The sequence below is a fragment of the Streptomyces sp. NPDC103540 genome, assembly GCF_055584445.1.
Genome location: NZ_JBVJMA010000017.1, coordinates 62,897 through 86,982, shown reverse-complemented (window position 1 = coordinate 86,982; position 24,086 = coordinate 62,897). Strand labels below are relative to the sequence as shown.

General features: G+C 73.8%; 24 protein-coding genes. 12 read left to right on the top strand and 12 right to left on the bottom strand.

Annotated features, from left to right (window positions below):
- Window positions 1-525, bottom strand: a complete 525-nt coding sequence (locus tag ACZ6ZI_RS32715) for a toxin-antitoxin system, toxin component (RefSeq protein ID WP_469527003.1) — start codon at window positions 523-525, stop codon at window positions 1-3.
- Window positions 526-763: 238 nt separating this feature from the next.
- Window positions 764-1,480: a hypothetical protein gene (locus tag ACZ6ZI_RS32710; RefSeq protein WP_469527002.1), complete on the bottom strand. Its 717-nt coding sequence runs from the start codon at window positions 1,478-1,480 to the stop codon at window positions 764-766.
- 439 nt (window positions 1,481-1,919) lie between these two features.
- Here ACZ6ZI_RS32710 and ACZ6ZI_RS32705 point away from each other — a divergent pair, with 439 nt between their 5' ends.
- On the top strand, window positions 1,920-2,537 hold the full coding sequence (locus tag ACZ6ZI_RS32705; RefSeq protein ID WP_469527000.1) for a hypothetical protein: 618 nt from the start codon (window positions 1,920-1,922) through the stop codon (window positions 2,535-2,537).
- Between the two features lie 142 nt (window positions 2,538-2,679).
- Here ACZ6ZI_RS32705 and ACZ6ZI_RS32700 read toward each other — a convergent pair whose 3' ends face one another.
- From ACZ6ZI_RS32700 to ACZ6ZI_RS32685, 4 genes are all read right to left on the bottom strand, one after another.
- On the bottom strand, window positions 2,680-3,999 hold the full coding sequence (locus ACZ6ZI_RS32700) for a serine hydrolase domain-containing protein (protein WP_469526998.1): 1,320 nt from the start codon (window positions 3,997-3,999) through the stop codon (window positions 2,680-2,682).
- Between the two features lie 140 nt (window positions 4,000-4,139).
- A complete protein-coding gene (locus tag ACZ6ZI_RS32695; protein ID WP_469526997.1) occupies window positions 4,140-4,955 on the bottom strand; it encodes an alpha/beta fold hydrolase in 816 nt (271 codons plus the stop codon).
- A 152-nt stretch (window positions 4,956-5,107) separates the two neighbouring features.
- Window positions 5,108-5,311 carry a hypothetical protein gene (locus ACZ6ZI_RS32690; RefSeq protein ID WP_469526996.1) on the bottom strand — a complete coding sequence of 68 codons (204 nt, stop codon included), beginning with the start codon at window positions 5,309-5,311 and terminating at the stop codon, window positions 5,108-5,110.
- 212 nt (window positions 5,312-5,523) lie between these two features.
- On the bottom strand, window positions 5,524-5,736 hold the full coding sequence (locus ACZ6ZI_RS32685) for a DUF4287 domain-containing protein (RefSeq protein WP_469526993.1): 213 nt from the start codon (window positions 5,734-5,736) through the stop codon (window positions 5,524-5,526).
- A gap of 334 nt (window positions 5,737-6,070) precedes the next feature.
- Here ACZ6ZI_RS32685 and ACZ6ZI_RS32680 point away from each other — a divergent pair, with 334 nt between their 5' ends.
- Together ACZ6ZI_RS32680 and ACZ6ZI_RS32675 are read left to right on the top strand one after the other, a co-directional pair.
- Window positions 6,071-6,478, top strand: a complete 408-nt coding sequence (locus ACZ6ZI_RS32680) for a hypothetical protein (protein WP_469526991.1) — start codon at window positions 6,071-6,073, stop codon at window positions 6,476-6,478.
- 110 nt (window positions 6,479-6,588) lie between these two features.
- Window positions 6,589-8,055, top strand: a complete 1,467-nt coding sequence (locus ACZ6ZI_RS32675) for an NAD(P)/FAD-dependent oxidoreductase (protein ID WP_469526989.1) — start codon at window positions 6,589-6,591, stop codon at window positions 8,053-8,055.
- Here the strand turns inward: ACZ6ZI_RS32675 and ACZ6ZI_RS32670 are convergent.
- Together ACZ6ZI_RS32670 and ACZ6ZI_RS32665 are read right to left on the bottom strand one after the other, a co-directional pair.
- Window positions 7,938-8,924: a Vgb family protein gene (locus tag ACZ6ZI_RS32670; protein ID WP_469526988.1), complete on the bottom strand. Its 987-nt coding sequence runs from the start codon at window positions 8,922-8,924 to the stop codon at window positions 7,938-7,940. The genes ACZ6ZI_RS32675 and ACZ6ZI_RS32670 overlap by 118 nt on opposite strands.
- A gap of 32 nt (window positions 8,925-8,956) precedes the next feature.
- Window positions 8,957-10,612 (bottom strand): ABC-F family ATP-binding cassette domain-containing protein, encoded by a 1,656-nt coding sequence (locus ACZ6ZI_RS32665; RefSeq protein WP_469526985.1) that lies wholly within the window; start codon window positions 10,610-10,612, stop codon window positions 8,957-8,959.
- Between the two features lie 122 nt (window positions 10,613-10,734).
- Between ACZ6ZI_RS32665 and ACZ6ZI_RS32660 the strand changes: the two genes are divergently transcribed.
- On the top strand, window positions 10,735-11,526 hold the full coding sequence (locus ACZ6ZI_RS32660; protein ID WP_469526984.1) for a TetR/AcrR family transcriptional regulator: 792 nt from the start codon (window positions 10,735-10,737) through the stop codon (window positions 11,524-11,526).
- A gap of 104 nt (window positions 11,527-11,630) precedes the next feature.
- Window positions 11,631-13,064 carry a TerD family protein gene (locus tag ACZ6ZI_RS32655; protein WP_469526982.1) on the top strand — a complete coding sequence of 478 codons (1,434 nt, stop codon included), beginning with the start codon at window positions 11,631-11,633 and terminating at the stop codon, window positions 13,062-13,064.
- Window positions 13,065-13,130: 66 nt separating this feature from the next.
- Here ACZ6ZI_RS32655 and ACZ6ZI_RS32650 read toward each other — a convergent pair whose 3' ends face one another.
- Window positions 13,131-14,804 carry an amidohydrolase gene (locus tag ACZ6ZI_RS32650; RefSeq protein WP_469526979.1) on the bottom strand — a complete coding sequence of 558 codons (1,674 nt, stop codon included), beginning with the start codon at window positions 14,802-14,804 and terminating at the stop codon, window positions 13,131-13,133.
- 112 nt (window positions 14,805-14,916) lie between these two features.
- Entirely contained in the window at window positions 14,917-16,416 is a 1,500-nt protein-coding gene (locus ACZ6ZI_RS32645) for an APC family permease (protein WP_469526977.1), read from the bottom strand.
- 134 nt (window positions 16,417-16,550) lie between these two features.
- Here ACZ6ZI_RS32645 and ACZ6ZI_RS32640 point away from each other — a divergent pair, with 134 nt between their 5' ends.
- From ACZ6ZI_RS32640 to ACZ6ZI_RS32615, 6 genes are all read left to right on the top strand, one after another.
- Window positions 16,551-17,297 (top strand): TetR/AcrR family transcriptional regulator C-terminal domain-containing protein, encoded by a 747-nt coding sequence (locus ACZ6ZI_RS32640; protein WP_469526976.1) that lies wholly within the window; start codon window positions 16,551-16,553, stop codon window positions 17,295-17,297.
- A 129-nt stretch (window positions 17,298-17,426) separates the two neighbouring features.
- On the top strand, window positions 17,427-17,669 hold the full coding sequence (locus tag ACZ6ZI_RS32635; RefSeq protein WP_469526974.1) for a protealysin inhibitor emfourin: 243 nt from the start codon (window positions 17,427-17,429) through the stop codon (window positions 17,667-17,669).
- A gap of 134 nt (window positions 17,670-17,803) precedes the next feature.
- Window positions 17,804-18,844: a vWA domain-containing protein gene (locus ACZ6ZI_RS32630; RefSeq protein WP_469526971.1), complete on the top strand. Its 1,041-nt coding sequence runs from the start codon at window positions 17,804-17,806 to the stop codon at window positions 18,842-18,844.
- Window positions 18,845-19,098: 254 nt separating this feature from the next.
- The gene (locus ACZ6ZI_RS32625; protein WP_363058433.1) at window positions 19,099-19,668 is read left to right on the top strand and encodes an RNA polymerase sigma factor; all 570 of its coding nucleotides are present in this window, start codon (window positions 19,099-19,101) and stop codon (window positions 19,666-19,668) included.
- Complete coding sequence (locus ACZ6ZI_RS32620; protein WP_469526970.1) at window positions 19,665-20,000, top strand: hypothetical protein; 336 nt, start codon at window positions 19,665-19,667, stop codon at window positions 19,998-20,000. Before ACZ6ZI_RS32625 ends, ACZ6ZI_RS32620 begins: the two co-directional genes overlap by 4 nt.
- A gap of 189 nt (window positions 20,001-20,189) precedes the next feature.
- A complete protein-coding gene (locus ACZ6ZI_RS32615; RefSeq protein ID WP_469526967.1) occupies window positions 20,190-20,594 on the top strand; it encodes a hypothetical protein in 405 nt (134 codons plus the stop codon).
- On the opposite strand, the gene ACZ6ZI_RS32610 is transcribed toward ACZ6ZI_RS32615, so the two are convergent.
- Window positions 20,537-21,466 carry a helix-turn-helix transcriptional regulator gene (locus tag ACZ6ZI_RS32610; protein ID WP_469526965.1) on the bottom strand — a complete coding sequence of 310 codons (930 nt, stop codon included), beginning with the start codon at window positions 21,464-21,466 and terminating at the stop codon, window positions 20,537-20,539. The two genes, ACZ6ZI_RS32615 and ACZ6ZI_RS32610, sit on opposite strands and share 58 nt — an antisense overlap.
- A 100-nt stretch (window positions 21,467-21,566) precedes the next feature.
- Between ACZ6ZI_RS32610 and ACZ6ZI_RS32605 the strand changes: the two genes are divergently transcribed.
- The gene (locus tag ACZ6ZI_RS32605) at window positions 21,567-23,042 is read left to right on the top strand and encodes an MFS transporter (RefSeq protein WP_469526963.1); all 1,476 of its coding nucleotides are present in this window, start codon (window positions 21,567-21,569) and stop codon (window positions 23,040-23,042) included.
- 119 nt (window positions 23,043-23,161) lie between these two features.
- On the opposite strand, the gene ACZ6ZI_RS32600 is transcribed toward ACZ6ZI_RS32605, so the two are convergent.
- On the bottom strand, window positions 23,162-23,896 hold the full coding sequence (locus tag ACZ6ZI_RS32600) for a hypothetical protein (RefSeq protein ID WP_469526959.1): 735 nt from the start codon (window positions 23,894-23,896) through the stop codon (window positions 23,162-23,164).
- Window positions 23,897-24,086 lie beyond the last annotated feature (190 nt).

The following is a 24,086-nucleotide window of genomic DNA, read 5'->3' as shown; positions in this document are numbered from 1 at the left end:
TCAGCGTCCCAGGGCCGCCCTGATGCGGCCGACCAGCGCGTCGGGCGGTGTGCTGCTGCGCGCGCCCTGGAGGAAGGGCAGGAACTTCGCGGCCAGCAGCCGTCCGAACCTCTCGGCCCGGCGCTCCTCCTCCAGGTCGTAGTCGGTACGCGCGCTGATGTGCGCCACCGCCTCCTCCAGGTCCCACCGGTCGCCGAGCATGCGGGCCGCGGCGGCGACGGCCCGATCGGTTCCCTTCGCACCGTGGGCGCCGAGGCTCGCCTCCTTGCGGTGCCACAACTCGTGTCCGAGTATCACCATCTGGTGGAGCGGCAGGGTGTTCTTCTCCACGGCGACCACCTCGTGGTCGCCCAGGTCGAGCCACAACCCGCTGACGGTCTCAGGGGGGAACGCCTCCAGCATGAGGCGCACCTCACGTCCACCGGTCTCCGTCAGGTGGGCGCAGATCGCGCGCATCACCTCGTGCGGGCTCTGCGTGACCGGTCGCATCGCTCCCGCGAACAGTTCATCGCGATGACGCTTCATCGTGCGGGATATGACGATTTCGTCCCACATTTCTTCCCCACCCAGACGCATGCTTGGCCCGCACGGCACTCCTTCTGACCCCCGTCAGCCGTGCGCGGCATTCTGTCAGTTCATATCACTGACACGCGCATCGGTGGTGCGACACTCCCATGGAGACGGGTTCGAGGGAAGTCGACGCGCCGGGTGGCAGGAAGGCGAGGTGGGGGCCGGTACGGGCGTACGCCCGTACCGGCCGGGGCTATGCGCCCGCGCCGGGCGGGTTCTCGCGTGCGCGCTCCTCGCGCGAGCGGCGGGCGATGGACTCGATGAGGGCGATGATGGGCTGCGCGGTGTCGTCCGGCACGTCGGCCAAGGCGCGCGCGGCATAGGCGACGACGCCGAGATCGGAGCCCTGGGTGCCGTCGGCTCCGGCGCTGCGGAGGCGGCGGATGTCCTCGTCCTGGCGCGCCACCGTCCGTTCCAGGAGGTCCTTGTGGATCAGCTGGAGCACCCGGTCGAGGGCCTCGGCCGGCTCGGCGACGAGGAACTCGATGCTCTCCCCGAAGAATCCCGCGATGCCGGCGGCGTGGTCGAGGTTGGGGGCCTTGCCGGTCTTGATCATCTTGTCGAGCCACTGGGCGCTCGTGCCCGCGCCGGCCGCGATCTCGGCCAGCGAGTACGCGCGCCGGCCGCCGTCGGGCGCGGAGCGCAGGCGCGTACGGCGCAGGAAGACGATCCGGGACACCACGCGGCGGTGGCGCTCCTCCGTCGCGTCCGCCCCGTCATCGCCCGTCCGGGGCAGCGGCTCGCCGTCCAGCAGGGCCCGCACGTGCTCGACGGGCAGCCCCGAGGCGTAGGAGAGGCCGCCTTCGCCCTCCACGCGCAGCACGTCTCGGCTTTCGAGGCCGGCACCGTCGAGCAGGGCCGTGATCCTCCGCGCGGTCCTCATCGGGTCCGCGACGATCCCCTCGCTCATGCCCCTCCCCCTCTCGATGCCGACGTGCGCCGACGAAATGGTCAATGGTTGAACGTCTCACAGTAGCCATGCCCCAACGGCACCAGCAACCAAAGATGACATACGTCAGCTCAAATTGATGATCGGGGCCAATCGGCCCCTGCCCTCCCCGCCCTCCCGATAACCGGTGATATCCACGCGCATCATGCGAAACCTCTCCGCATGACGCCACCGTCCCGCCCTTATGGATACGGCGAACCGGGCATACTCGTCCCGGAGTTCCGGGTGTTCCCCCAGGCGCGCTCCACCGCGCCCCCGATCGCGGGGTACCGGCCGTCCACCACCGATACGCAGGCCCGCGGGTCCGTGTCGGATGCCGTCCGTCATCTGTCATCGACTCGACTCCCCTTCGGGTCGTCGCCCTCGGGGCGTCGTCACCCTCGGGGCAAGGAGATGGAAAGTGCGTTTCTCGCGTTCGCGTGTCACACCCGTGGCGATAGCCGTCGGAGCCGGTGGGGTGGTGGGTGTGCTCGGCGCCCTCGCGGCCAAGTTCGACGGTCCCCTCCCCCACGTCCTGAACCTCGTCTTCGCCGGCGGTTGGTCCTGGGCCTGCCTCGCCTTCCTGATCGGCTTCTCGCGCCGTTCGAAGATCGAGGCCTCCTGGCTGGCCCCCGCGGCGCTGCTCGTCGGCGTGGTGGTCTACTACGCGCTCAAGGCCCTGAGCCCCGTGGCACCCATCGGGGTCCACGTCACCGGCGAAGTGACCGCGACGGTGTCCTGGGCGGGGATCGTGTTCTGGGGAATGGCGGCCCTGCTGTTCGGCGCGCCGGTGGGACTGTGCGGGAACCTGGCGCGCGATCCCGGCATCGCGGGCCTGCCGTTCCGGCTCCTGATCCCGCTGGTCGCCTACCTCGAGACCTCCTGGCGCGCGGAGGGCGAGGGCGCCACCGCGGGGCGGTTCGCGGAGCTGACCTGGCAGACGATCGGCGTCCTCGCCGCCGTGTCCGCCGTCGCGATCGTCGTTCACACGGTGTGGAAGTGGAGCCGGCGCCTCAGGACCACCACCGGCCGCCCCTGACCGACACGCCCGCCCGATCCCGCCCCGTGGGGCCGGGGCACGTGCGCGGCGCCTCGACCCCTCGGACGCACGGCTCCGAGGCGGCCGGGGAGGCCCCGCCCGTCCACCGGGTGGTGGACGGGCGGGCGGTGCCTCGCGGGGTTCAGCCCAGGGCCGCGGCGGTGGGGCGGGGGCGACGGTCGGTCGGGCCCCCGCCCTCGCGGAGGAGTGAGTCGGCGAGCTCGCCGGAGCGCTCGCCGGGGGCGGTGCGGGACGGGGCCGCGCCGCAGAACTCCGCTTCGATGACATCGACGTAGAGCGAACCGTTCGAAAGCCAGTCCCCGTTGACGTTGAAGGTCAGCTGGTGGTTCCCGTCCCGGGTTCCGACCATCGCGGACAGCGAGCCGTTCGTCCGTCCGCTCTTGCCGACGACCTGCACGCCGCAGGACAGGGTCGCGAACTCCACGCCGAGCCCGAACCCGAACCCGTCGCCCGCCGGCACCTCGTCGAGCATCTGCCTCATCTGCGCGGGAGGCAGCAGTTCGCCGCGCATCAGGGCGCGTTGGAAGCGGTTGAGGTCCGCGCCCGTGGAGATGACGTCGCCGGCGGCGCCGAGCCAGGTCATGTTCTGTTCGGTCGCGTCGTGGATCGGGGCGTCGGGCTCGGTGCGGTGGAGGCGGGAGTAGCCGACGGGGTGCGGTGCGGGCATCCGCGGCGAGGTGCCGGGGAAGGAGGTCTCGCGCAGCTTCAACGGGCGCAGGACGCGCCGCGTGACCTCGTCGGCGTACGTGCGGCCGGTCGCCCTCTCGATGACCATGCCGGCGATGACGAAGTTGGTGTTCGAGTACGACGGCGTCCGCTCGGGCCCGGGTCGCGCCGGGTGGCGCAGGGCGATCGCGACGAGTTCCTCGGGGGTGTGGGTGTCGTGGCGGTGCTCGGGGAAGCCGGGGCCGGCCGCGTCGTGGATGAAGGCGGGGTCGTCGGTGTAGTTGGCGATCCCGCTGGTGTGGTTGAGCAGTTGGCGCAGGGTGACCGTGGTGCCGTCGTGGCCGTTCCCGCGCAGCAGGCCGGGCAGCCACCTCTCCACGGTGTCGTCCATGCGCAGTCTTCCCTCGGCCTCCAGTTGCAGGAGGACCGTCGCGATGAACGTCTTGGTGATGCTGGCGCCGCGGAAGTGGTCGCCGGCCGAGCGCGCGCGGCCGGTGGTCGTGTCGGCGTGGCCGGCCGCGGCGAACCACCGGGCCCTGCCGTCCTGGGTGTGCGCGGCGACCCCGGGCAGGCCGCCCTCCTCCACGAGGGCCCTCAGGGCCGCGCGGGTCGCGTCGTGCCCGCGTCCCGCGCCCCCGGATTCGGCGGCGGGGGCGGACGCGGGGGCGGTGGCGGACGCGGGGGCGGCGTTCGCGGTCGGCGTGAGCAGGGCCGCGCCGACGGCGGCGGCCAGGGTCAGCGCGAGCGGGGCGGTGCGTAAGGACCGCTGCTTCATGGGTGGGGCCTCCGGGCACTGTCGGGGGCACCGATCGTGCCCCTGTACCCGGTGAGACTCCCGACGGGCGACCGGGGTTGATCGACAGATCCACACCGCCGCTCCCGTCCTGATCCCGCGTCGGAGGCGCGGGAGCGGGGTCAGAGCGCGGTGAGGAAGGACCGGACCGCGTCGTGGACGCCCTCGGGGTCGCGGAGCTGGAGGAAGTGGTCGGCGTCCAGGGCGGCGTACGTGGTGTGCGGACGGCGGGCGGTCATGTCGGCGGCGTGTTCCGCGGTGAGGACCTGGCTGGACGTGCCGTGCAGGAGGAGGGCGGGGCAGTCGGTGGCGAGCCACGGCCGCCAGTGGTCGCCGTGGACGGCGTTCTCGGAGGTGACGGTGTCCTGCGGGTGGAACGGCAGGCGCCAACCGCCCTGCGGCAGCGGGCGCGGCCCGCCGCCGAGCATCGGGGCCACGGGGCCGAGGGCGGCCACGAGTTCCTCGCGCGTCCCGGCCGTGTACGGCAGGGCGAGGACGAAGGACAGCGGGCTCACGTCCGCGGCGGGGATGTGGGCGGCGGTGTCGAGGTCGATCAACGCGTCCACCCGCTCGGGGAGTTCGGCCGCCAGGTGGATGGCGTTGACCGCGCCGAGGGAGTGGCCCAGCACGGCGAACCGGTCCAGTCCCAGGTGGTCGACGAGGGCGCGGAGGTCGGCCACGTAGCCGGCCCGGGTGTACTCGGGGGCGCGGTCGGAGTCGCCGTGGCCTCGCTGGTCGGGGGCGATGACCCGCCACGCGGGGCCGAGGGCGTCGGCCAGGGCGGTGAAGGAGGCGCCCTCGGAAAGGTGGCCGTGCAGGGCGAGCAGCGGGCGTCCGGCGCCGCCGAAGTCCAGGTAGGACAGGGCGCGCCCGTCGATGTCCAGGGTGACGCGGGCGGGTCGGGTGGTCTGCGCGGGGGTGGTGGACGCGGCGTTCATGGCGGACTCCTCGTGGGTCGACGGGGCGGTCGGCCGGGTCGGCCGCGCCCACACCGGAAACATACACACGTATATGACGGTTGTTCAATACGGTTGTATAGATCGAGGGTCGCGGGAGTTCACGGCCCCACCCCCGGAGTGGCGGCGGCACCTCAGCGCGCGTTGCGTTCCGCGGCGGCGTGCCACCAGCCGGGCGGGCTCTGGCCGGTGACCTCGGAGCTCGGTTGGTCGGGATGGAGGCCGAGCCGACGGAGGGCCTCGGAGTCGACCCGGACGGTGAACCAGCCGCGCCAGTGACCGTCCGGGCCGACGCCGCAGGCCAGGTCGAACTGGACCTCGTGCGGGGCGAAGGGCATCCAGTCGATGCCCCGCTCACGCAGTCAAGCCCGCGCGGCGGCCATCGGGTGCGGGCGGCCGGAGGCGTTCTCGTAGCCGGCGATGGTCGTCCAGTCGCGCGTCGCGGGAGTGCTCATGACGGCCATGATGCCCGTTCGGCGGCGCACGGTGTGCGCGAAGCGCGTGCCGCGCGCGATCCACCGGGTCAGCCGGGTCAACCGGGTCAGCCGGGTCAACCGCCGGCGCGTTCGGCCAGGGTGTGGGCCACCAGGGCGTTGGCGTGCCCGTGACCGAGTCCGTGGTCGGCCTTGAGCCAGGCGACGAGTTCCATGTGCCTGGTCAGGGGCGACGCGCGGATCAGGTCCTTCCACTCCTCGATCGGCCGGCCGTACTTCTGCTCGATCGACGGGAAGTAGCTCGCGGGGCCCTTCGGCTGTGCGGTCATGGCGGATCGTCCTGTCTGTCGGGGTGTCGGTGTCCGTCGGCCTGCGGAAAGCGCGGGACGTGCGCGTGCGGGTCGGGGCGGGTCCAGGAGGAGAACTGGACGGTACAGTACCCAACAAGAAACTGGACTGTCCAGTACTGCCAGTCGGCCATGTTCCACGGAAGCCCGCAGCACACCCCGGCCGATCCGGAGGACTACGCGCGGGCGGCGTCCGCGCCTTCCTCGCCGCCTACCGCTGACCCCGTACGAGGCCCACGCCGCCGCGCCACGCCTCGCCGCGCGTCCGCCGGTGCGGCCGCTCGACGGGGGCGCGGGGACGACGGAGGATGGGACCGTGATGACGGTCCTGGTGGTCGGCGTACCCGAAGGCGAGGAACTGGAGCTGCTCCAGTCGCGGATCCAGCGCAACCCTCACTTCCGGGTCATCTCCCACGCCCACGGCTCGGAGGTGGCCCTGGCGCACGCCCGCGTGCTGCTGCCCGACATCACCCTGCTGTCACTGGCGGGCGGCCTCGGCGACGACGCCGCGGCGCGGGCCGTCTTCGACGGTGTGCGCGCCCTGGACCCGCCGAGCGGGGTGGTGCTGCACGCGCGGGCCACGGCGGCGCACGTCGCGCTGACCGACCTGGCGGTCGACGGGGCGGTCCACGTCGTCCGCGCGGGCGACGAGGAGGGGCTGATGCGCGCCCTGCGGACGATCGGGCTGCGCAGGGCCACCTGCGATCCGGACGAGATGCCCTGATCCCCGACCGCCGCCGGGCCACGGCCGGTGACGGACCGGAACGCTCGACGGCCCGAGCCAAGATCATCGGGTAGTAGGATCGCCCCGCAACACGACGCGAAGGGGAGTTCATGGCGCGGGTTGCGGTGATCGGCGGGGGAATCGGCGGGCTCGGGACGGCGCTCATGGCGGCGCGACGGGGCCACGCGGTCACGTTGTTCGAGCAGGACGCGCGGCAGGCCGGGGACGACCTGGAGCGGGACTTCTTCCACTGGCCCCGGCCGCGGACCCCGCAGGCCGTCCAACCCCATTCGTTCCTCGCCCCGGTGCGCACCGTGCTGCGCGAGGAGGCGCCCGACGTCCACGCCGACCTGCTGGCGCGCGGGGCCCGCGAGTACCACGACTTCGACTGGTTCGAGCGGCGTCCGCCGCACCGGGACGGCGACGAGGACCTGGTGACCCTGCGCACCCGCCGCATCGTGCTGGAGGCCGCGTTGGCCTCTGCCGTGCGCCGCGAACGCACCCTGGAGGTGCGTCGGGGGGACCGCGTGGACGGGCTCGTCCTCGCCGAGGGCCGTCCTCCCCGGGTGACCGGGGTGCGGGTGGGCGCGCGGACGTACCCGGCGGACCTCGTCGTCGACGCCGCGGGGCGCCGTTCGCCGGTTCCCGCCTGGCTGATCGCGGCAGGCTGTCGCCCGCCGGTGGTGGAAAGCCACCGCGCCGGGATCGCCTACCTGTGCCGCTGGTACCGGCTGCGCGCCGACGGCCCCCGCGACCCCGGGCGGGTGAAGACGGGCTCGGCGGCGCCGTTCGCGCTCGCCGGGGTCTTCCCGTCCGACAACGACGTCTTCGCGGTGCACCTGGTGCTCTCCACGGCCGATCCGACGCGCGGCGCCCTCCTCGACCCCGCCGTGTTCGAGGCCGCCGCACGCTCCTTCCCCGCCAGTGCCGCCTGGCTCGACCTGGCCCCCGAACCGCTCTCGGGCGTACTGGCGATGGCCGGGCTGGACAACCGTTGGACCTCGCTCCGCGACGGCGAGGGACCCGTCGTCACCGGGTTGGTCAACGCCGGGGACAGCATCCTGCACACCAACCCCACCCTGGGCCACGGAGCGGCCCTCGGGCTGCGCGCCGCACGGCACGTCGCCGCGCACGTCGAGGAGATCGCCGCGGATCCGGACGCGTACCACGCCTGGGCGGAACAGGCCCTGCGACCGTGGTTCGACGCACAGGTGAAGGCCGATCAGGGCAACGAGCGGCGCCTCGCCGAGAGCGCGGCGCTGCCCGCGGACCGGCGGGCCGCGGCCCTCGGTGCCTGCGCCTTCGACGATCCGGTCGTCATGAGGGCGCGGGCCCTGGTGCGCCACCTCGTGCTCCCGGCCGACGAGGCCTACGGCACCGAGGAGGTCGACCGCCACGTCACCGCATGGTTGGCCGACCACCCGGAGTTCACGCCGACGCACGACGGACCGACGCGTGATCAGTGGGAGGCGCTCGTCGCCGCGGCGTCCACCCCCGTGGTGTCCGTCCCCGTGGTGTCCGTCCCCGTGGCGTCCGTCCCAAGCCGCAGGACGTCACCGCGTTCCAGCGCCGTGTAGAGGGCTCCGTCCGGGCCGAAGGCCAGGCCGTGGGGCTCGCAGTCGGGCGCGGGCAGCGGGTACCGCGTCAGTTCTCCGGCGACGGTGAGCCGCGACACGTGGGAGGCGGCCCATTCCGTGAACCACAGGGCCCCGTCCGGGCCGGTGGTGATGGCGTGCGGCCGGCATCCGGGGTCGGGCAGCGGGAAGCCCGCGGTCTCTCCCGATGTCGTGATCCGGCCGATCCGGCCCGCGCCGATCTCCGTGAACCACAGGGCGCCGTCCGGCCCGGCGGTGATCCCGACCGGTCCGGCGGGCGGGTCGGGCAGGGGGTGGACGGTGACCTCGCCCGAGGTCGTGATCCGGCCGATGGCGTGGGCCTGGTTGAGGGTGAACCACAGGGCCCCGTCACCGCCCGTCGTGATCATGGAGGGGTAGGAGCCGGCCGGTACCGGGAGCGCGAACTCGCGGACGGAGCCGTCCGGTTCCATCCGGCCGATCCGGTCGGCGTTCAGCTCGGTGAACCACAGGGCGCCGTCCGGCCCGGTGGTGATGCCGTACGGTCCGCCGCCGGCCGTGGGGAGGGGGTACGAGCTCGTGGTGCCGTCGGTGGTGATCCGGCCGACGCGGTGGTCCCGCATGCGGGTGAACCAGAGCGCTCCGTCGGGGCCGGCGGTGATCTGCGCGGGTCCGCAGTCCGCCGAGTCGAGGGGGAACTCGGTGACGGCGGTCGGCCCGTCGGGGTCCAGGCGGGCGATCCGCCCGGTGTGGACGAGGGTGCACCACAGGGCGCCGTCGGGCCCGGTGGTGAGGGCGTACGGGCCGGAGGCGGGGTCGGCCACGGGGAAGGACCGGTAGGTGGTGGGCTCGGGAAACGGGTCGCGGGGCACGGTGTCCTTTCGGCGGTGCGGGAGGGAGGTGGTCAGGCCGCGGCCGGCGCGTGCCGGTCCGCCGGTACGAGGTCCAGCCGGCTCGCCCGCCACCGCGAGCGCAGCATGCGGTCGTGGCTGACGACGACCACCGCGCCGGGGAAGCCGGCGAGCGCGGCCTCCAGTTCCTCCACCAGCGCGGGGCCGAGGTGGTTGGTGGGCTCGTCCAGGAGCAGGACGTCGTACGGTTCGCTCAGCAGCCGGGCCAGGGCCAGGCGCTGTCGCTGCCCGGCGGACAGCGCGCCCACCGGAAGGTGCGTCCGGTCGGCTGCGAACAGGCCCAGGGAGAGCAGCTGTTCGGCGTGCTCCTCGGGGTCGCCGGGGCGGCCGTGTCCGAAGGCGGCCAGGAGGCTGCGGTCCGCGGGGCCGTGGTCGGGCGACTGGCTCAGCCGGCCGATCCGGCCGCGGCGTACGAGCAGGCCTCGGTTCGGGGTCCCGGGCCGCGGGCCCTCGTCGGCGAGGATCCCCAGCAGGGTGCTCTTGCCGGCCCCGTTGGGCCCGCCGACCAGCAGCCGGTCCCCGGCGCGGAGGGTCAGGTCTACCGGCGCCAGGCGTCCGGGGACCTCCAGGGCGGTGGCCGACACCAGCGTTCCCCGGGTCCGGCCCGCCCGGGGGGTGGTGGTGAAGCGCAGCGGTTCGGGCGGTGCGGGGACGGGGTGGGCGAGCAGGCGCTCCAGTCGTTCCCCGGCTTGGCGGACGCGTCCGGCGACGGATTGTTGGACCCGCCCGGCCGCCCGGTCGTAGGCCATCTTGTTGCCGTCCTTGCGGGCCCGGCCCGGAGCCACCCTGCGGGCGCTGCCGGCCGCGCGCTCGCGCAGGGCCTCGGCCTCCTCCCGCCAGGCGGCGTGCGCCTCGGCGCGGCGCAGGCGGGCGGCGGCGCGTTCCGTCAGGTATCCGGCGTAGCCGTTGCCGTAGCGCACGACCCGGTGGGTGTCGCCGTCCACCTCCAGCAGGGTGTCGGCGACGCGTTCGAGGAAGACCCGGTCGTGGGAGACGGTGACCGTGGTGCCCGTGCGGGCGCGCAGGTGTTCTTCGAGCCACCGCGAGGCTTCGTGGTCGAGGTGGTTGGTGGGTTCGTCCAGCAGCAGTACCTCGGGCGCGGCGGCGAGCAGGGCCGCGAGCCGCAGCCGGACGCGTTCGCCGCCCGAGAGGGCGTCGACGGTGCGTCGGCGGGGGACGCGGACCAGGCCGAGTCCGTGCAGGGCGCGCTCGACGCGCGCGTCGGCCTCGTAGCCGCCGCGGAGTTCGTAGCCGGTCCGCAGATCGGCGTAGGCGGTGAGCAGGGCGGGGTCGGTCTCGGCGGCGCCTTCGGCCATGCGCTGTTCGAGCCTTCGCAACTCGGCTTCCATCGAGCGGAGTTCTGCGAGGGCGCGGTCGATGACCTCCTGGACGGTCAACCGTCCGGGCAGTTCCTCCTCCTGGGCGAGGTAGCCGATGCCGCCGTCGGCGCGGGCGATGATCCGCCCCCGGTCCGGGTGTTCGGCGCCGGCGAGCAGGCGGAGCAGGGTCGACTTGCCGGAGCCGTTCTCCCCGACGATGCCGATGCGGCCGCCGGGCGGGAGGGCGCAGGTGACGGAGTCGAGGACGAGCCGGCCGTCGTAGGCCTTGGTGACGTCAAGCGCGGTGAGCTGTGCGGTGGTCGCGGTCATACGGGAACTCCTGGAGGGCGGCGCGGGCGGCGGGTGCGGGGAGGGGGGCGCGGGCGGCGGACGGAACGCGGAGGAACATCGGGAACTCCTTATAGCGACGAATGTTGCGTTAAGATGGTGCCATGATCATGACGCCGGACGCAAGCGATCCTTCGAGCCGACCCGCCGAACCCGACCCCGGACCCGACCGCGCCCACGCCCCCGCCCCCGGCTCCGGCTCCGGCTCCGGCTCCGACCGTCGATCGCACTCCGCGACCGCCCCTGACGGACCCGCCGGCCCCCGGCGTCGGACCGGAGGGCGCAGCGCCCGCGTCCGCGCACAGGTCCTGGCGGCCGTCGGAGAGGTCCTGGTGTCCGACGGGTACGACGCGCTCACCGTGGACGTCGTCGCCGAACGCGCCGGGGTGCACCGCACCACCGTCTACCGGCGCTGGCGCGACGTCGGCGGGCTGCTGGCCGACGTACTCGACGCGGCGGCCGACGACACCTGGGAGCCCGCGGACACCGGGTCCCTGGAGGGCGACCTCACCGCCCTCAACCTGGAGGTCTACGAGGCCCTGGACCCCGGCCGCGCCGAGCCGGCGGCCGGCCTCACCACGGCCCTGATCGCCGCGTCGTTCCGCTCCGCCGAGGCCGCCGGCGCGCTGACCCGCTTCTGGGAGGACCGCTACGCCCGCTGCGCACCGGTCGTCGTCAGGGCGGTGGGACGCGGTGAACTCCCCGGCGGTACGGACGCGCGGTCCCTGCTGGTGGCCGCCACGGCCCCGCTCTACCAGGAACTGCTCCTGTTGCGCTCCTCCCCCGACCCCGGCCTGCCGCGTCGGGCGGCGCGCGCCGCCGGGGCCGCGGGCGCGGCGGGGGTCTTCGCGGCGGGCGTCCTCGCCGAGGGCTCTCAGGCCCCGCCGCGGCCCTGAACGGGACGACCTCCGCCGGCCGGGCCGCGCGCACCCGTCCCAACTCCCGGGATCCACGGGCCGAATGCTCGACGCACGACCGCCCCGCCTGCGACGATGCGCCCATGACGCAGATCATCAAGGGGGGCAATCTGCCCGTGCCCGGCGGTCCCGTGCGGGTCGCCGTCGTCCGTGGCGCGACCGGGCCCGGCGTGCCCGAGATCGAGACGGCGGCACTGCTGCTGGACGACAGCGGCAAGGTGAGGGACCGCAGCGACCTGGTCTTCTACAACCAGCGCGCGCACTCCACCGGGGCCGTACGGCTCCTGGGCAACGCCCGGGGCGAGGACGGACGCACGGCGGACTGGCTGGAGATCGACCCGGGGCGGGTCGAGCCGGAGGTGGACCGCGTCCTCATCGCGGCGTCCTGCGAGGGCGGCACCTTCGGGGAGGTGCCGGGGCTGTACGTGGAGGCGATCAGCACGGCCACCGGCGAGCGGCTGGTGGTGTACTCCGTCGACGACGATGACGCGACGACCGAGACGGCGTACGTGCTGGGCGAGTTCTACCGCCGGGACGGGGGCTGGAAGTTCCGGGCGGTCGGACAGGGTTACGACTCCGGGCTGCCGGGGTTGGCCGCGGACTACGGGTTCACGGTGGAGCAGGACGATGAAGAGCCCGAGGTCGAGGAGCCCGAGGTCGTGGGGGCCGGAGCCCCGCCGCCGGCGCCCGCGCTGCCCGAAGCGCCTCCGCCCGCGCCGCCGTTGCCCGGGGAGGCGGCGCCGCACCCGGTGGCACCGCACGCGATGGCACCGCACCCGGCGGAACCGCACCCGGTGGAGCCGGCCGCAGGCATCGACCTGCCCGCCGGAACCCCCGTCTCCAAGACCGGCGCTCCCCTGCTGGGCACCCTCACCCGACGGATCAACCACCTCCCCACCGACTTCGGACCGGACTTCCCCTCCGTCTCGTACGAGGGCAAGGGGGAGGACATCGTCCGGTTCGACGCCCCCATACCCGCCGGATTCGTGGTGGTCGAGGTGTCCCGGGTGGGGGAAAGCCTGATCGACGTCACGGCGCTCGACCACCGCAACCGCGACAAGTCCCCCTCGGTGATCCACAGTTGGATGGAGGACTTCACCGGGCGCGGCATCGTCGACCACGACGGGAACGGCCCGCTGCGGCTGCGGGTCAAGGCCCGGGGCGAGTGGCGGATCACCCTCGGCTCGGTGGCGGTGCTGCGCGACCTCTCCGAGCGCCTCGAAGGCGTCGGCCCGGAGGTCCTGGCGTACTCCGGGCCCGCCGTCGACCTCGCCATCAGGCACCGCAACAGCCGCGACGACGCCTGGTTCCGGCTGGAGGGCATCCGGCGCAGCGCCTCGCGCCGGCAGCTGTACACCGGGTACAGGTCGGGGCGGAGCACGGTGGCGCTGACCCGGGGCGCGCGACTGCTGGTGATCGCGTGCGACAGCCCCTGGTCCATCACCCCGCGCGAGGTCACCCCGCACCACAACCGCAGGGAAGGCGAGGTGCCCCCCTTCTGGAAGCGGCTGCGCTGAGCGGAGCCGCCGCGGTGGCGCCGGACCGTGCGGGCCGGTTCGCGCGGCCCGGCGCCACGGGCGGACTCAGTGCGTGGGGAGGTCCTCCGGGCCGTGGACGCGTACGCCGCCGACGTACGTCTGCACGGTGCGCACCGCGTGCAGGTCGGCGGGGGCGACGGCGAAGGGGTCCCGGTCGAGGACCGCGAGGTCGGCGAGCCGGCCGACCGCGAGGACACCGGCGTCGTCCTGGTGGTTCACCCAGGCGGATCCGGCCGTGTACGCGACGAGGGCGTCGGTGAGGGCGAGGCGTTGCTCGGGCAGGAACGGGGGGCGCAGGTCGGGTTCGCCCAGTTCCTCGGCCCACACCTGGCGGTTGACGGCGACGTGGATGCCGTGCCACGGGTCCGGGCTGGAGACGAACCAGTCACTGCCCGCCGCGAGCACCGCGCCGGCGGCGTGCAGGGCGCCGAACGGGTACTGGCGCCGGCCGCGTTCCGCACCGAGGAAGGGCAGGGTGAGTTCGTCCATGGCGGGCTCGTGGGCGGCCCACAGCGGCTGCATGTTGGCGGCGGCGCGCAGGGTGCGAAAGCGCGGGATGTCGTCGGGGTGCACCACCTGGAGGTGGGCCAGGTGGTGGCGCAGGCCCGTGTGGCCGTGTGCCTCGACGGCCGCTTCCAGGGAGTTCAGGGCCTCGCGGACGGCCCTGTCGCCGAGGGCGTGGAAGTGGATCTGCAAGCCGTGGCCGTCGAGGGCTGTCACGGCTTCGCGCAGCAGGGCCGGGTCGACCATGGAGATCCCGGCGTTGTCCCCCGGGCAGCCGCAGGAATCGAGGTAGGGCTCCAGCATGGCGGCGGAGAAGTTCTCCACGACGCCGTCCTGCATGATCTTGACGCTGCCCGCGGTGAAGCGCCTTCCCCGGGCCGCCTTCTCGCGGCGGGCGAGCAGGGAGTCGATCTGTTCGAGGCCCTGGTCACGTTCCCACCAGAGCGCTCCGCGCACACGGGCGGTCAGGGAGCCGTCCGCGTCGCAGGCGAGGTAGGTGTCGAGCGGGTCGGGGAATCCGGCGTAGGCGCCGACGAGCGCGTCCTGCCAGCCGGTGATGCCGAGCGAGTGCAGCAGCTCCTGGGCGGCGAGGAGCCCGGCGCGGGCCTCGGCGGCCGAAGGCGGGGGTACGAGCGCGCCGACCAGCGTCATGGCGCCCTCGTGCAGGACGCCGGTGGGTTCGCCCGCGGCGTCGCGCTCGACGCGGCCGTCCGCGGGGTCGGGCGTGTGCCGGTCTATCCCGGCCAGGGCGAGGGCGCGGGTGTTGACCCAGGCGGAGTGTCCGTCGCGTACGGGGAAGTAGGCGGGCCGGTCGGGGAGGATGTCGTCGAGCCGGTCGCGGTGGGGCAGTCCGCCGGGGAAGGCGTCGAAGGACCAGCCGCTGCCCTGGATCCACGTGGCATCGGGCCGGGCCGCGGCGTGGGCGGCGATGGTGGCCCGGTAGTCCCGGTCGGTGCGACCCGCGCTCAGGTCGCACCCGAGCATCCCGATCCCGGCGATCACCGGGTGGACGTGCGCGTCGGTGAACCCCGGCTGCACGAAACGGCCGCCGAGGTCGACCACCTCGGTGCGGGGGCCGATGTGCGCGCGGACCTCCCGGTCGGTGCCGAGGTCGGTGATCCGGCCGCCGGTGACGGCCAGGGCCGATGCCCGGTGGCGCGCCGGGGAGGCGGTCCAGACGGTGCCGTTGAGGAGTACGAGGTCTGCGTGCTGCATGTGAGTGGGCTCCGGTGGGTGACGGTGGGGTGGGTGTCGGCGCTGTGACGGCGGCGCGGGGGCGGTAGGGGGCGGGCGCTTCGACGTCCGCCCCCGGTGCGTGGTGTGGTGTTCAGCCCCCGGCGGCGGCCGGGGCGGGTGTGGGGTCGGGCTCCGGGGCGAGGGGGGCCGGCGGCCGGGTGAAGTAGGCGGCGCGGCGCCGGAATCGGGTCCACAGGGCGGCGGGGACGCCCAGGGCGACCACGGTGAGGGGCAGCGCGGTCAGGAAGCGTCCGTTCTCGGCGTCGAAGGCCAGGTGGTCCACCGAGGTCCACTGTTGCCAGGCCACCAGAGCGCCGAGCAGCAGCAGGGCGGTGCCGCCGAGCAGGGGCAGCAGTCCGACGACGAGCGCGTCCCGGATGCGGCCGCGCAGTTCGTGGCGGAAGGTGACCGCGCAGGCGATGCCGCCGACCCCGTACATCAGGGAGACCAGGATGCCGACGGAGTTGACGACGGCGACGACCACCTCGGAGAGCGAGCCGACCGCGAGTCCCGCGAGGGACACGCCGACGGCGAGGGCGGCGATGCGCAGGGTGGAGGTGGCCGGGGTCCCCCACGCGGGGTGGAGCCGGGTCCAGCCGGCGCCCAGGACGCCGTCGCGCCCCATGGCGAGGGTGAGTCGGGCTCCGGCGATGACGCTGGACTGCATGCAGGCGACGGTGGCGAGGAGCATCGCGGCGAGGGCGGCGACCGCGCCGCCCGTCCCGTAGAAGGTGCGGGCCAGTTCGGTGACGCCGGACAGCGGGTCGGCGAGCTGTTCGGGTCTCAGCGCGTGCAGGAAGCCGGTGGCGGAGAAGAGGAAGAAGCCGGTGGTGACCAGGATCGCGATGATGCCGGCGCGGCCCGGGGAGCGGGCGGAGGTCGACTCCTCGACGACGGAGAAGGCGCTCTCCCAGCCCCAGAACATGTACGCCGCCATCACGGTCGCCCTGAGGAGGGTGAGGGTGTCGGGGAAGGCGAGGGGCGAGAACCACGCGGCGGAGACGGGGGCGGCGTCGCCCCGGGCGAAGGCGGTGATCACGATGACGGTGACCACGAGCGCGGAGACCCCGAGCAGGAGGCTCTGGACGGCGGTGGCTCCCCTGACCCCGCGCAGGGCGCTGAGCACGATCAGCGCGCTCCACACCAGACCGGTGACGGTGACGGCGACGGGGTCGTCCGGCGGGACGGCCCGGACGCCGGCCTCGGCGAGGAGGCCGAGGGTGAACTGCCCGGTGAGCTGGCCCGCGTAGGACAGGAACAGGATGTTCGTGGCGACCGAGGTCCATCCGGTGAGGTAGCCGGTCCACGGGCCGAGCGCCCGGCGCACCCAGACGTAGGCCGTCCCGCAGTTGGGATCGCGTGCGGCGAGGCGGGCGTAGCCGCCGGAGACGGCCAGGATGGGCAGGGCCGCGAGCAGGAAGGCGGCGGGCATCGCGGTGCCGGCGAGCGCGGCGAGGAAGGCGAGGCCGATGCCGACGCTGACGGTGGGGCTGATGTTGGCCAGCGCGATGACGACGCCGTGCCGGGTGCTGAGGGTCTTCTGGAACGTGGCGGCGGGCGCGGCCCCGTCGGCGGGTCTTCCCTGGTCCATGAGCAGCACTCCTCGGTTCTGGGTGCCCCGCAGACAACCGCTCGCCGCACTATTTTGTCAACGGTGTGGGAAAAACATTTCGGGTCGGCCTCCGGGGCTTGCGGAGCCGCCGTCCGGCCTGGTCTGATCACCCCATGGCAGCACGAGGCAGAGGCCGTCCCCCCAAAGTCGAACTGGACCTGCGGATCATCGTGGACGCCGCCCTCGCGCTCACCGACGACGAGGGCCCGACCGCGCTCAGCGTGCGCCGGCTCGCCGCAAGACTCGGGGTCGATCCCTCCGCCCTGTACCGCCACGTCAGGGACAAGGACGAACTCCACCTGGCCCTGGCCGACCGCCTCTTCGAGGAGACCCTGACGGGGTTTCGGCCCGCGCGGGACTGGCGGCGGACGCTGCGCGACCTCGCGCTGCGCACGCGCGAGGTCGCCCTGCGCCATCCCGGAGCGGCGGTCCTGGCCACCTACCGCACCACCCGGCGCCCCGCCGAGATGCGGATCGTGGAGCACATCCTCGCGGCCTTCGGCCGGGCCGGCTGCTCCCCCGCTCTGGCCGCCGTCCTGCACCGGGTCTACGGGGACTTCGCCCTGGCCTGGGCCGGGATGGACGCGGCGTTCGAGACCCTGGACGGGGCCGCCCGGACGGGTGACGAGCAGGCCTGGACCCGCGAGTACCCGGCGGCCGACCCCGTCGCCTTCCCGGCCATCGCCCGCAGCGTGTCCCACATGGCCGCGCTGGACGGGACGACGGTCTTCCTGGCCGCGCTGGACACCCTGCTGGACGGGCTCGCGGCGCGGATCGCGGCGGAGGCCCGGGCGGGGTCCGGGGCCGCGGCGGGATCCGGGGCCGCGATCGTTTCCGACGGCGGCCGGGTGGCCCCGTAGGGCGCCGCTTTTCGGACAGACGTGACGCCGGGGGCCCGGGGCCCGGTGGCGGGCCGCCGTTCGGGGCATCCGCGTCGGTGGCTGCGACCCCGCAGACCGGACGACCCGTCAACACAGGGAGGAAGCGCCATGCTGATCACGGTCACCCGCTCCGGAGGCTTCACCGGCCACCAGAAGCTCCGCGCGCTCGACACCGCGGGCCGCGCGGACGCGGCGGCGCTGGAGGCACTCGCACAGCGCGCCGTCGCCCCCGCGGCCGACGGCTACCACTACCGGATCACCGTCGACGACGAGGTGCTCGACCTCCGGGACCCCGCCCTCACCGACGCCCAACGGGCCCTGATCCGCACCGTCCTCGACGAAGGCGCCTGACCGCACCGGACCGCACCGGACCGCGCCGCATCACGCCCGACTCCGCGCCCGCTCCGGCCGGGCGCGGAGTCGGGATCGATTGTCAGTGGTGGGTGAGAAGGTGGGAACATCCAAGCGGAAACAGGGGGATGTTCATGTCCGGTAGCCAGAATTTCATCAATCACGTCGCGCTCGTCCTGGACGCGAGTTCCTCGATGTCGCACCTGAACGGAAAGGTCGTGGAGGTCGCGGACCAGCAGATCGAATATCTGGCCCGCCGCTCCCGGGAATTGGACCAGGAAACCCGCGTCACCGTCTACGTCTTCGCCGACACGGTGGAATGCGTCATCTACGACAAGGACGTGCTGCGCATGCCGTCCCTCAGGCAGCTGTACCGGGTCGGCGGGATGACGGCGCTGCTGGCGGCCACCCTGAAGTCGCAGCGGGAGCTCGCGCAGACGGCGCAACTGTACGGCGACCACAGCTTCCTGACGTTCGTGCTGACCGACGGGCAGGAGAACGCAAGTCACCGCTGCCCGGACGCGCCGGCCACGGACCCGCGCGCGCTGGTGCGGGCGGTGGCCGAGATGATCGCGACGCAGGAGGACAACTGGACGCTCGCCGTCCTCGTGCCGGACCAGATGGGCAAGCGCGAGGCCACCCAGTTCGGTTTCCCGAAGGACAACATCGCCATCTGGGACGCCACCAGCACCCGGGGTCTCGAAGAGGCCGGTCAGGTCATCAAGGAAGCCACCGAGAAATTCATGGTGGGCCGCACCAAGGGAATCCGCGGATCGCGCGCCGTGTTCTCCACCGGCGCACAGGCGGTCAACAGCGAAACCATCAAGGCGGCGGGCCTCACGCCCGTGAATCCGTCGGAATACCGACTGGTTCCCGTCACGCGCGAGGCGGCCATTCGCGAATGGGTCGTCGAGAGCGGGAACACATTCCGCAACGGTGGCGCCTTCTACCAGCTCGGCAAGTCGGAGAAGATCCAGGCCCGGAAGCAGATCGCGGTGTTGGAGAAGAAGACGGACCGGGTGTACACCGGCCCGGAAGCGCGCGCCCTGCTCGGTCTGCCGGACGCGGAGGTCCGCGTCAAGCCGGACCACAACGACGAGTTCACGATCTTCGTGCAGAGCACGAGCGTGAACCGCAAGCTCCTCCCGAACACGCGGGTCCTGCTGATGGTCTGAGTCCGACGGGCCGCGCTCTCGCCGTAGGATCCGTGAATCCTTTTCGCCGTCCCCCGCCTCTTGTACCCGAACCGGACGCGCAGGCGTCGGTCGATACGAGGAGGAACGAAGCATGACGGTCGCGATCATCGCCGTGGTCGGTGCCCTGTTGGTCTGCGTCTGCACCGTGACGCTGCTCAAGCGCAGGGGCCGGGGCCGTGGTTGATCCGCACAGGTCACCCACCACGACGATCCGCCGGATACGGGCAGGGAGCATGAACCGAAGCCACCGTTGGCCGGACGAGCAGCTGATCAAGGCGGCTCAGGACGGCAACATCACCTCGCTGACCACCGTGGTCATGGAGTCGCAACCCCATGTGCGCAAGTTCGCGCTGTCGTTGTGCGCCACGCCGCAGGACGCGGAGGACGCCGCGCAGGAAGCGCTGATCATCCTCTACCGGAAGATCGGTACGCTCCGCGCCTCCGGCGCCCTGGCCTCCTGGATGTTCCGCATCGTGCGCAACGAATGCCTGCGGCACCTCAGGCTGCTCGCCTCGGGGCCGGTCGTGGGGGAACCGGAGGGCGAGACCGCGCCCTCGGCGGAGAGTTCGGTCCTGCGGCGGCTGGAGGCCGAGCGGGTCGCCGTCGCGGTCGGCGCCCTGCCCCGCGACCAACGACAGGTGCTGATCATGAGGGACATCCAGGGGTATCCGGGGCGTCTGGTCGCCCGCTCGCTCGGTCTGAGCGACGCGGCCATGAAGTCCAGGTTGCACCGGGCCCGGGCGGCGCTGCGGCAGGCCCTCGCGGCGGGCGACGGCGCGACCGAAGGGGGGACGGCGGCATGAGGACCCTCACGCAAGGGGCCGGCAAGGCCGCGGAACCGGGCGCTTCGCTGCGGACGGGATCCCAGTTCGCCAGCGCCTCCGTCCCGCGCCACCTGGTGCGCGGCGCCCTCGGCTTCGGGCTCCTGATCGGCTCGATCGCCCTGGTGCCCTTCGCCGGACCCGCCACGCTGGTGGCCGCACCGCTCGGTTTCGTCGCCCTCCGCGGCTGCCCGACCTGCTGGGTGATCGGCCTCGTGCAGACCGTCTCCCGGGGCCGTCTGGAACGCAGCTGTGAGGACGGGGTGTGCACCCTGACGCGTCCGGTCGCCGCCGGCGGCGCGCCTCCCGCTTAGGGCGACCGCCGTCCGCCGTCCGACCACGCCGGGACCGTCCTCCCCCACGGGGGTGGGGAGGGACGCTCCCGCTCCCGTGGGGCGGCGGACAGCGGATGCGGGGGCGAACGGCCGATGGAACCATGGGAGGGGACCACGGGACGGGACCACGGAATGGGCTGCGGACCCCCTCGGGGGAAGTGAGCGACCATGATGCGAAGCCTCACTCGGAAGATCCTGTCGGCCACGGTCGCCACGATCGTGCCGCTCGGCGCCCTCACCGCGCTCGCCGTGACCGCGGCCGGCCCGGCGCAGGGGGCACAGCGGGCGCCGGGGGCCGTGCCCGCCGCCAGTTGCGCGGTGTCCGGGGGGTCACAGGGCCGGATCGGGCTGTCGGGCAGCGGCTTCTACCCCGGTGAGAAGATCTTCGTGCTGTACGCGGGCCCGCAGGGCGAGCGGACCGCCGCGGTCGTCGACGCGCACGAGAACGGCACCTTCGAGGTGGCCGGTCTCCCGAAGGACCACAGCTACAGCCTCCACTCCGTCTACCGGGGCGACTACCGCCGGACGCCGTGCCCGAAGGCCGTCTCGGACGGGGACCCGGCGCTGAGCTGAACCCCCGCGGCCCCGGGCGCGGGGGTGTCGGTGGACAGCTCCTCCAGGCGGCGCAGCCGCTCGTGGGTCTCCTCGTCGAGGGGTGCGTAGGTCACCATCCGGGGGCCGCTCGCCGGGCCCAGCCACAGGCTGGTGTGTTCCAGGTGCAGCAGGCCGACGTACGGGTTGCGGATGTACTTCGACCGGGCGCCCGGCCCGACGACCTCGTGGCGGGCCCACACCTCACGGAACTCGGGCGAGGCCGCCTCCAGCCGGGCCAGGAGGGTCTTCCACGCCGGCTCCGCCAGGTGCTCGGCCATCGCCGCCCGGAACTTGGCCGCCATCGTCCGCAGCGCGCCCGGCAGGTCCACCAGGGCGGCCCGCCAGCCGGGGTCCGTGAAGGCGAGCCACATGATGTTGCGGTCCTCGGGCGGGGTCTTGGCCAGGTCTCCCAGGAGGCGTCCGTACGTGGCGTTGTGCGCCAGGATGTCGTAGCGGCTGTTCTGCACGCAGGCGGGCATCGGACCCAACCGGTCCAGCATCGCCCGGACGCCCGCGGTGATGCTCGGGCACAGCGTGTTCGGGGCCGGGTCCAGGCTGCCGGCCAGCGCGAACAGGTGCGCCCGCTCGCTGCCGTCGAGCAGCAGCGCCCGCGCGACGGCGTCGAGCACCTGGGCCGACACGGTGATGTCGCGCGCCTGTTCCAGCCACGTGTACCAGGTGACCCCGACGCAGGACAGCTGCGCGACCTCCTCGCGGCGCAGGCCCGGCGTGCGTCGGCGCGGACCGCGCACCAGCCCGACCTGCTCGGGGGTGATGCGCTCGCGGCGGCTGCGCAGGAAGTCGGCGAGCTCGTGCCGGCGGACGTCGCTTCCGGGGGCCACAGTGGTCATGGGACCAGCCTGCCGCACCGTCGATCCTGTTGCCAGGTGGTGCCGGTACCAGGATCGGCAGGCTCTGGTACCCGTCTGGCGGGGGGCGCACCGTCGAAGGGTGACCGATACATCCACCGCATCGCCCCGCACCCCCTCCCCTTCGGCGCCCGGCGCCGCCGGCCCGCACGTCCCCCGGGCCGGCGGCGCGGGCCCGGGGACGCCCCTGGGCGCCCTCGGGCTGTTCACCGTGCTGCTGGGGGCCGCGCTGCCCCTGATCGACTTCTTCATCGTGAACGTCGCACTGCCGTCCATCGAGCGCGACCTCGCCGCCGGCCCGGCCCTGCTGGAACTGGTCGTCGGCGGTTACGGCGTCGCGTACGCCGTCCTGCTCGTGCTCGGGGGGCGCGTCGGCGACACCCTCGGTCGGCGCCGGCTCTTCCTCGTCGGCATGGCCGCCTTCGGCGTCACCTCGCTCGCCTGCGGTCTGGCCCCGACCGGCTGGACCCTCGTCGCCGCCCGCGTGGCCCAGGGCGCGGCCTCGGCGCTGATGCTGCCGCAGGTCCTCGCGACCATCCAGGCCACCACCGAGGGGCCGCGTCGCGCCCGTGCCATGAGCCTGTACGGGGCCACCGCGGGCCTGTCCATGGTCGCGGGGCAGATCCTCGGCGGGGTGCTGGTCGCCGCCGACGTCGCCGGGACCGGCTGGCGCGCGGTGTTCCTGGTCAACGTCCCGGTGGTGGTCCTCGGGTTGGTGCTCGGCGTGCGCGCGGTGCCGGAGACCCGGTCGGCCCGCCCGGCCGCCGTGGACGTCCCGGGCACGCTGCTGCTCGCGCTGTCGCTGGTCTCGTTGCTGCTGCCGCTGACGGAGGGGCGGGCCGCCGGGTGGCCTGCCTGGACCTGGTTCTCGCTGGCCTGCTTCCCGCTCGCGGCGGTGTCCTTCTCCGTCGTCGAGCGGCGGGCGGACCGGCGCGGCCGGACCCCGCTGGTGCCGCCGAGCCTGCTGGGGCTCGTTTCCCTGCGGCGCGGTCTCGCCGTGGTGCTGCCGTTCTCCGTCGGGTTCAGCGGGTTCATGTTCGTCCTGGCGATCGTCTTCCAGCGGGAGTTGCGGATGGGGCCCGTCGCGGCCGGGCTCGCGCTGGTCCCGATGGCCGTGGCCTTCTTCGGCGCCTCCCTGGCCGGTCCGCGTCTGGTCGGCCGCTACGGTACCCGCGTGGTGACCGCCGGTGGCGTGCTCCAGGCCGCCGGCATCGCGCTCCTGCTCGTCACGCTGCGGTACGGTCCGCAGCAGCCGGGGCCGGCCGTCCTCGCCCCCGGGGTGGCCCTGGCGGGTCTGGGGCAGGGGCTGCAACTTCCCGTGCTGATGAGGCTGATGCTGTCGGACGTGCCCGCCGACCGGGCCGGTGTGGGCGGCGGCGTCATGATCACCGCCCAGCAGTCGGCGTTGGCGCTGGGCGTCGCCACCCTCGGCAGCCTGTTCCTCGCCCTGGCCCCGGCTGTGGGGCCGCGCGACGCGGTGAGCGTGACGCTGCTGGCGCAGCTCGCCCTGATCGCGCTCACGGTGCTGCTCAGCCTGCGCCTGCCGCGCATGCGCTGACCGTCGCGTCCGCGGCGGCGGCGCACCCCCGGGGTCGGTGCCCCGGGGGTGCGCCGCCGCGAACGGGTCTCCCCGCGGTCCGGCGGTCCGGCCGTCCGGGGCGGTGTCGTGAGGGGCGGTCAGCCGGTGGTGTGCCAGGCGGTCGTCAGCCCGTCCAGCCACGCGGGCGGCAGCTCCGCCGCGTCCCATTCCTCCCGCAGCTCCGCCGGCGCGGCGGCGAGCCGCTCCAGCACCGCGATGCCGGCGGCGGAGTGGAGCAGCGAGTAGCGGCCGTGCATCGTGATGGCGCTGCCCGGCCCGTAGGTCGCGAACAGCCGTTCCAGTCGGGCGTGGTGGGCGGTGGTGAACTCCGTCAGCCGGGTGGCGTACCCGGCCCGTCGGCGCGGGCCCATCGTGGCGAGCACGGCGACGAGCACCTCGCCCGTCACCTCCGGGTCCAGCTCCGAGACGGCCGCGAACGACAGGTACAGGGGGGACAGCGCCACCTGGGCCCGTTCCACCTCGACGCGGCCCACCGGCGGGTGCTCCCCCGCCCGGGAGGCGGGACCCTCCTCCCCGACGGCCCCGACGAGGGTCCGCTCGGCGATGACGCCCAGCCGCTCCAGGAGGTCCTCCTCGCCGTCGAGGCGGCCCGCCGCGTACTCCTCGCCCTTGTCCTTCCACCCCGCGCCGCGGTCGCGCTCGCTCAGCTCCTCGTGCGCGAGGGCCAGCACCCCCGCCTCGACGAGCCCGATGAGTTGGCTCGCGTCATCGGCGTGGACGCCCGACCGGGCCAGGAGCTGGAGCAGCGTCGCCCTCGCATTGTCGACACTGACCTCGTCCGGCCACTGCCGTCCCTCCTCGGCGGCGCTCATCGGGCCCTCCTCCTCGCTCGGGTGGTGCGGTGCGTACAACAGAGATCAATCTCCCCTCGACCGGTCAACGCCCGGCAACCGGTTTCCGCTCCCGGTGGCGCGGACCGGGCGGTCGCACCGGTCTCGGCCACCGTGTCCAGACCTACGGCGGCCATCTTCACACCTCCGACGGACCCCGTGGGGCCGGCCC

Excerpts from the sequence above, each read along its gene's own strand:
- ACZ6ZI_RS32660 (WP_469526984.1), top strand. The coding sequence starts at position 10,735 with ATGATCATGACGCCGGACGCAAGCGATCCTTCGAGCCGACCCGCCGAA.
- ACZ6ZI_RS32690 (WP_469526996.1), bottom strand. The coding sequence starts at position 5,311 with ATGCCCTTCGCCCCGCACGAGGTCCAGTTCGACCTGGCCTGCGGCGTC.
- ACZ6ZI_RS32715 (WP_469527003.1), bottom strand. The coding sequence starts at position 525 with ATGAAGCGTCATCGCGATGAACTGTTCGCGGGAGCGATGCGACCGGTC.
- ACZ6ZI_RS32630 (WP_469526971.1), top strand. The coding sequence starts at position 17,804 with ATGTCCGGTAGCCAGAATTTCATCAATCACGTCGCGCTCGTCCTGGAC.
- ACZ6ZI_RS32620 (WP_469526970.1), top strand. The coding sequence starts at position 19,665 with ATGAGGACCCTCACGCAAGGGGCCGGCAAGGCCGCGGAACCGGGCGCT.
- ACZ6ZI_RS32675 (WP_469526989.1), top strand. The coding sequence starts at position 6,589 with ATGGCGCGGGTTGCGGTGATCGGCGGGGGAATCGGCGGGCTCGGGACG.
- ACZ6ZI_RS32695 (WP_469526997.1), bottom strand. The coding sequence starts at position 4,955 with ATGAACGCCGCGTCCACCACCCCCGCGCAGACCACCCGACCCGCCCGC.
- ACZ6ZI_RS32625 (WP_363058433.1), top strand. The coding sequence starts at position 19,099 with ATGAACCGAAGCCACCGTTGGCCGGACGAGCAGCTGATCAAGGCGGCT.
- ACZ6ZI_RS32635 (WP_469526974.1), top strand. The coding sequence starts at position 17,427 with ATGCTGATCACGGTCACCCGCTCCGGAGGCTTCACCGGCCACCAGAAG.
- ACZ6ZI_RS32615 (WP_469526967.1), top strand. The coding sequence starts at position 20,190 with ATGATGCGAAGCCTCACTCGGAAGATCCTGTCGGCCACGGTCGCCACG.
- ACZ6ZI_RS32655 (WP_469526982.1), top strand. The coding sequence starts at position 11,631 with ATGACGCAGATCATCAAGGGGGGCAATCTGCCCGTGCCCGGCGGTCCC.
- ACZ6ZI_RS32610 (WP_469526965.1), bottom strand. The coding sequence starts at position 21,466 with ATGACCACTGTGGCCCCCGGAAGCGACGTCCGCCGGCACGAGCTCGCC.
- ACZ6ZI_RS32665 (WP_469526985.1), bottom strand. The coding sequence starts at position 10,612 with ATGACCGCGACCACCGCACAGCTCACCGCGCTTGACGTCACCAAGGCC.
- ACZ6ZI_RS32650 (WP_469526979.1), bottom strand. The coding sequence starts at position 14,804 with ATGCAGCACGCAGACCTCGTACTCCTCAACGGCACCGTCTGGACCGCC.
- ACZ6ZI_RS32645 (WP_469526977.1), bottom strand. The coding sequence starts at position 16,416 with ATGGACCAGGGAAGACCCGCCGACGGGGCCGCGCCCGCCGCCACGTTC.
- ACZ6ZI_RS32700 (WP_469526998.1), bottom strand. The coding sequence starts at position 3,999 with ATGAAGCAGCGGTCCTTACGCACCGCCCCGCTCGCGCTGACCCTGGCC.
- ACZ6ZI_RS32600 (WP_469526959.1), bottom strand. The coding sequence starts at position 23,896 with ATGAGCGCCGCCGAGGAGGGACGGCAGTGGCCGGACGAGGTCAGTGTC.
- ACZ6ZI_RS32640 (WP_469526976.1), top strand. The coding sequence starts at position 16,551 with ATGGCAGCACGAGGCAGAGGCCGTCCCCCCAAAGTCGAACTGGACCTG.
- ACZ6ZI_RS32710 (WP_469527002.1), bottom strand. The coding sequence starts at position 1,480 with ATGAGCGAGGGGATCGTCGCGGACCCGATGAGGACCGCGCGGAGGATC.
- ACZ6ZI_RS32685 (WP_469526993.1), bottom strand. The coding sequence starts at position 5,736 with ATGACCGCACAGCCGAAGGGCCCCGCGAGCTACTTCCCGTCGATCGAG.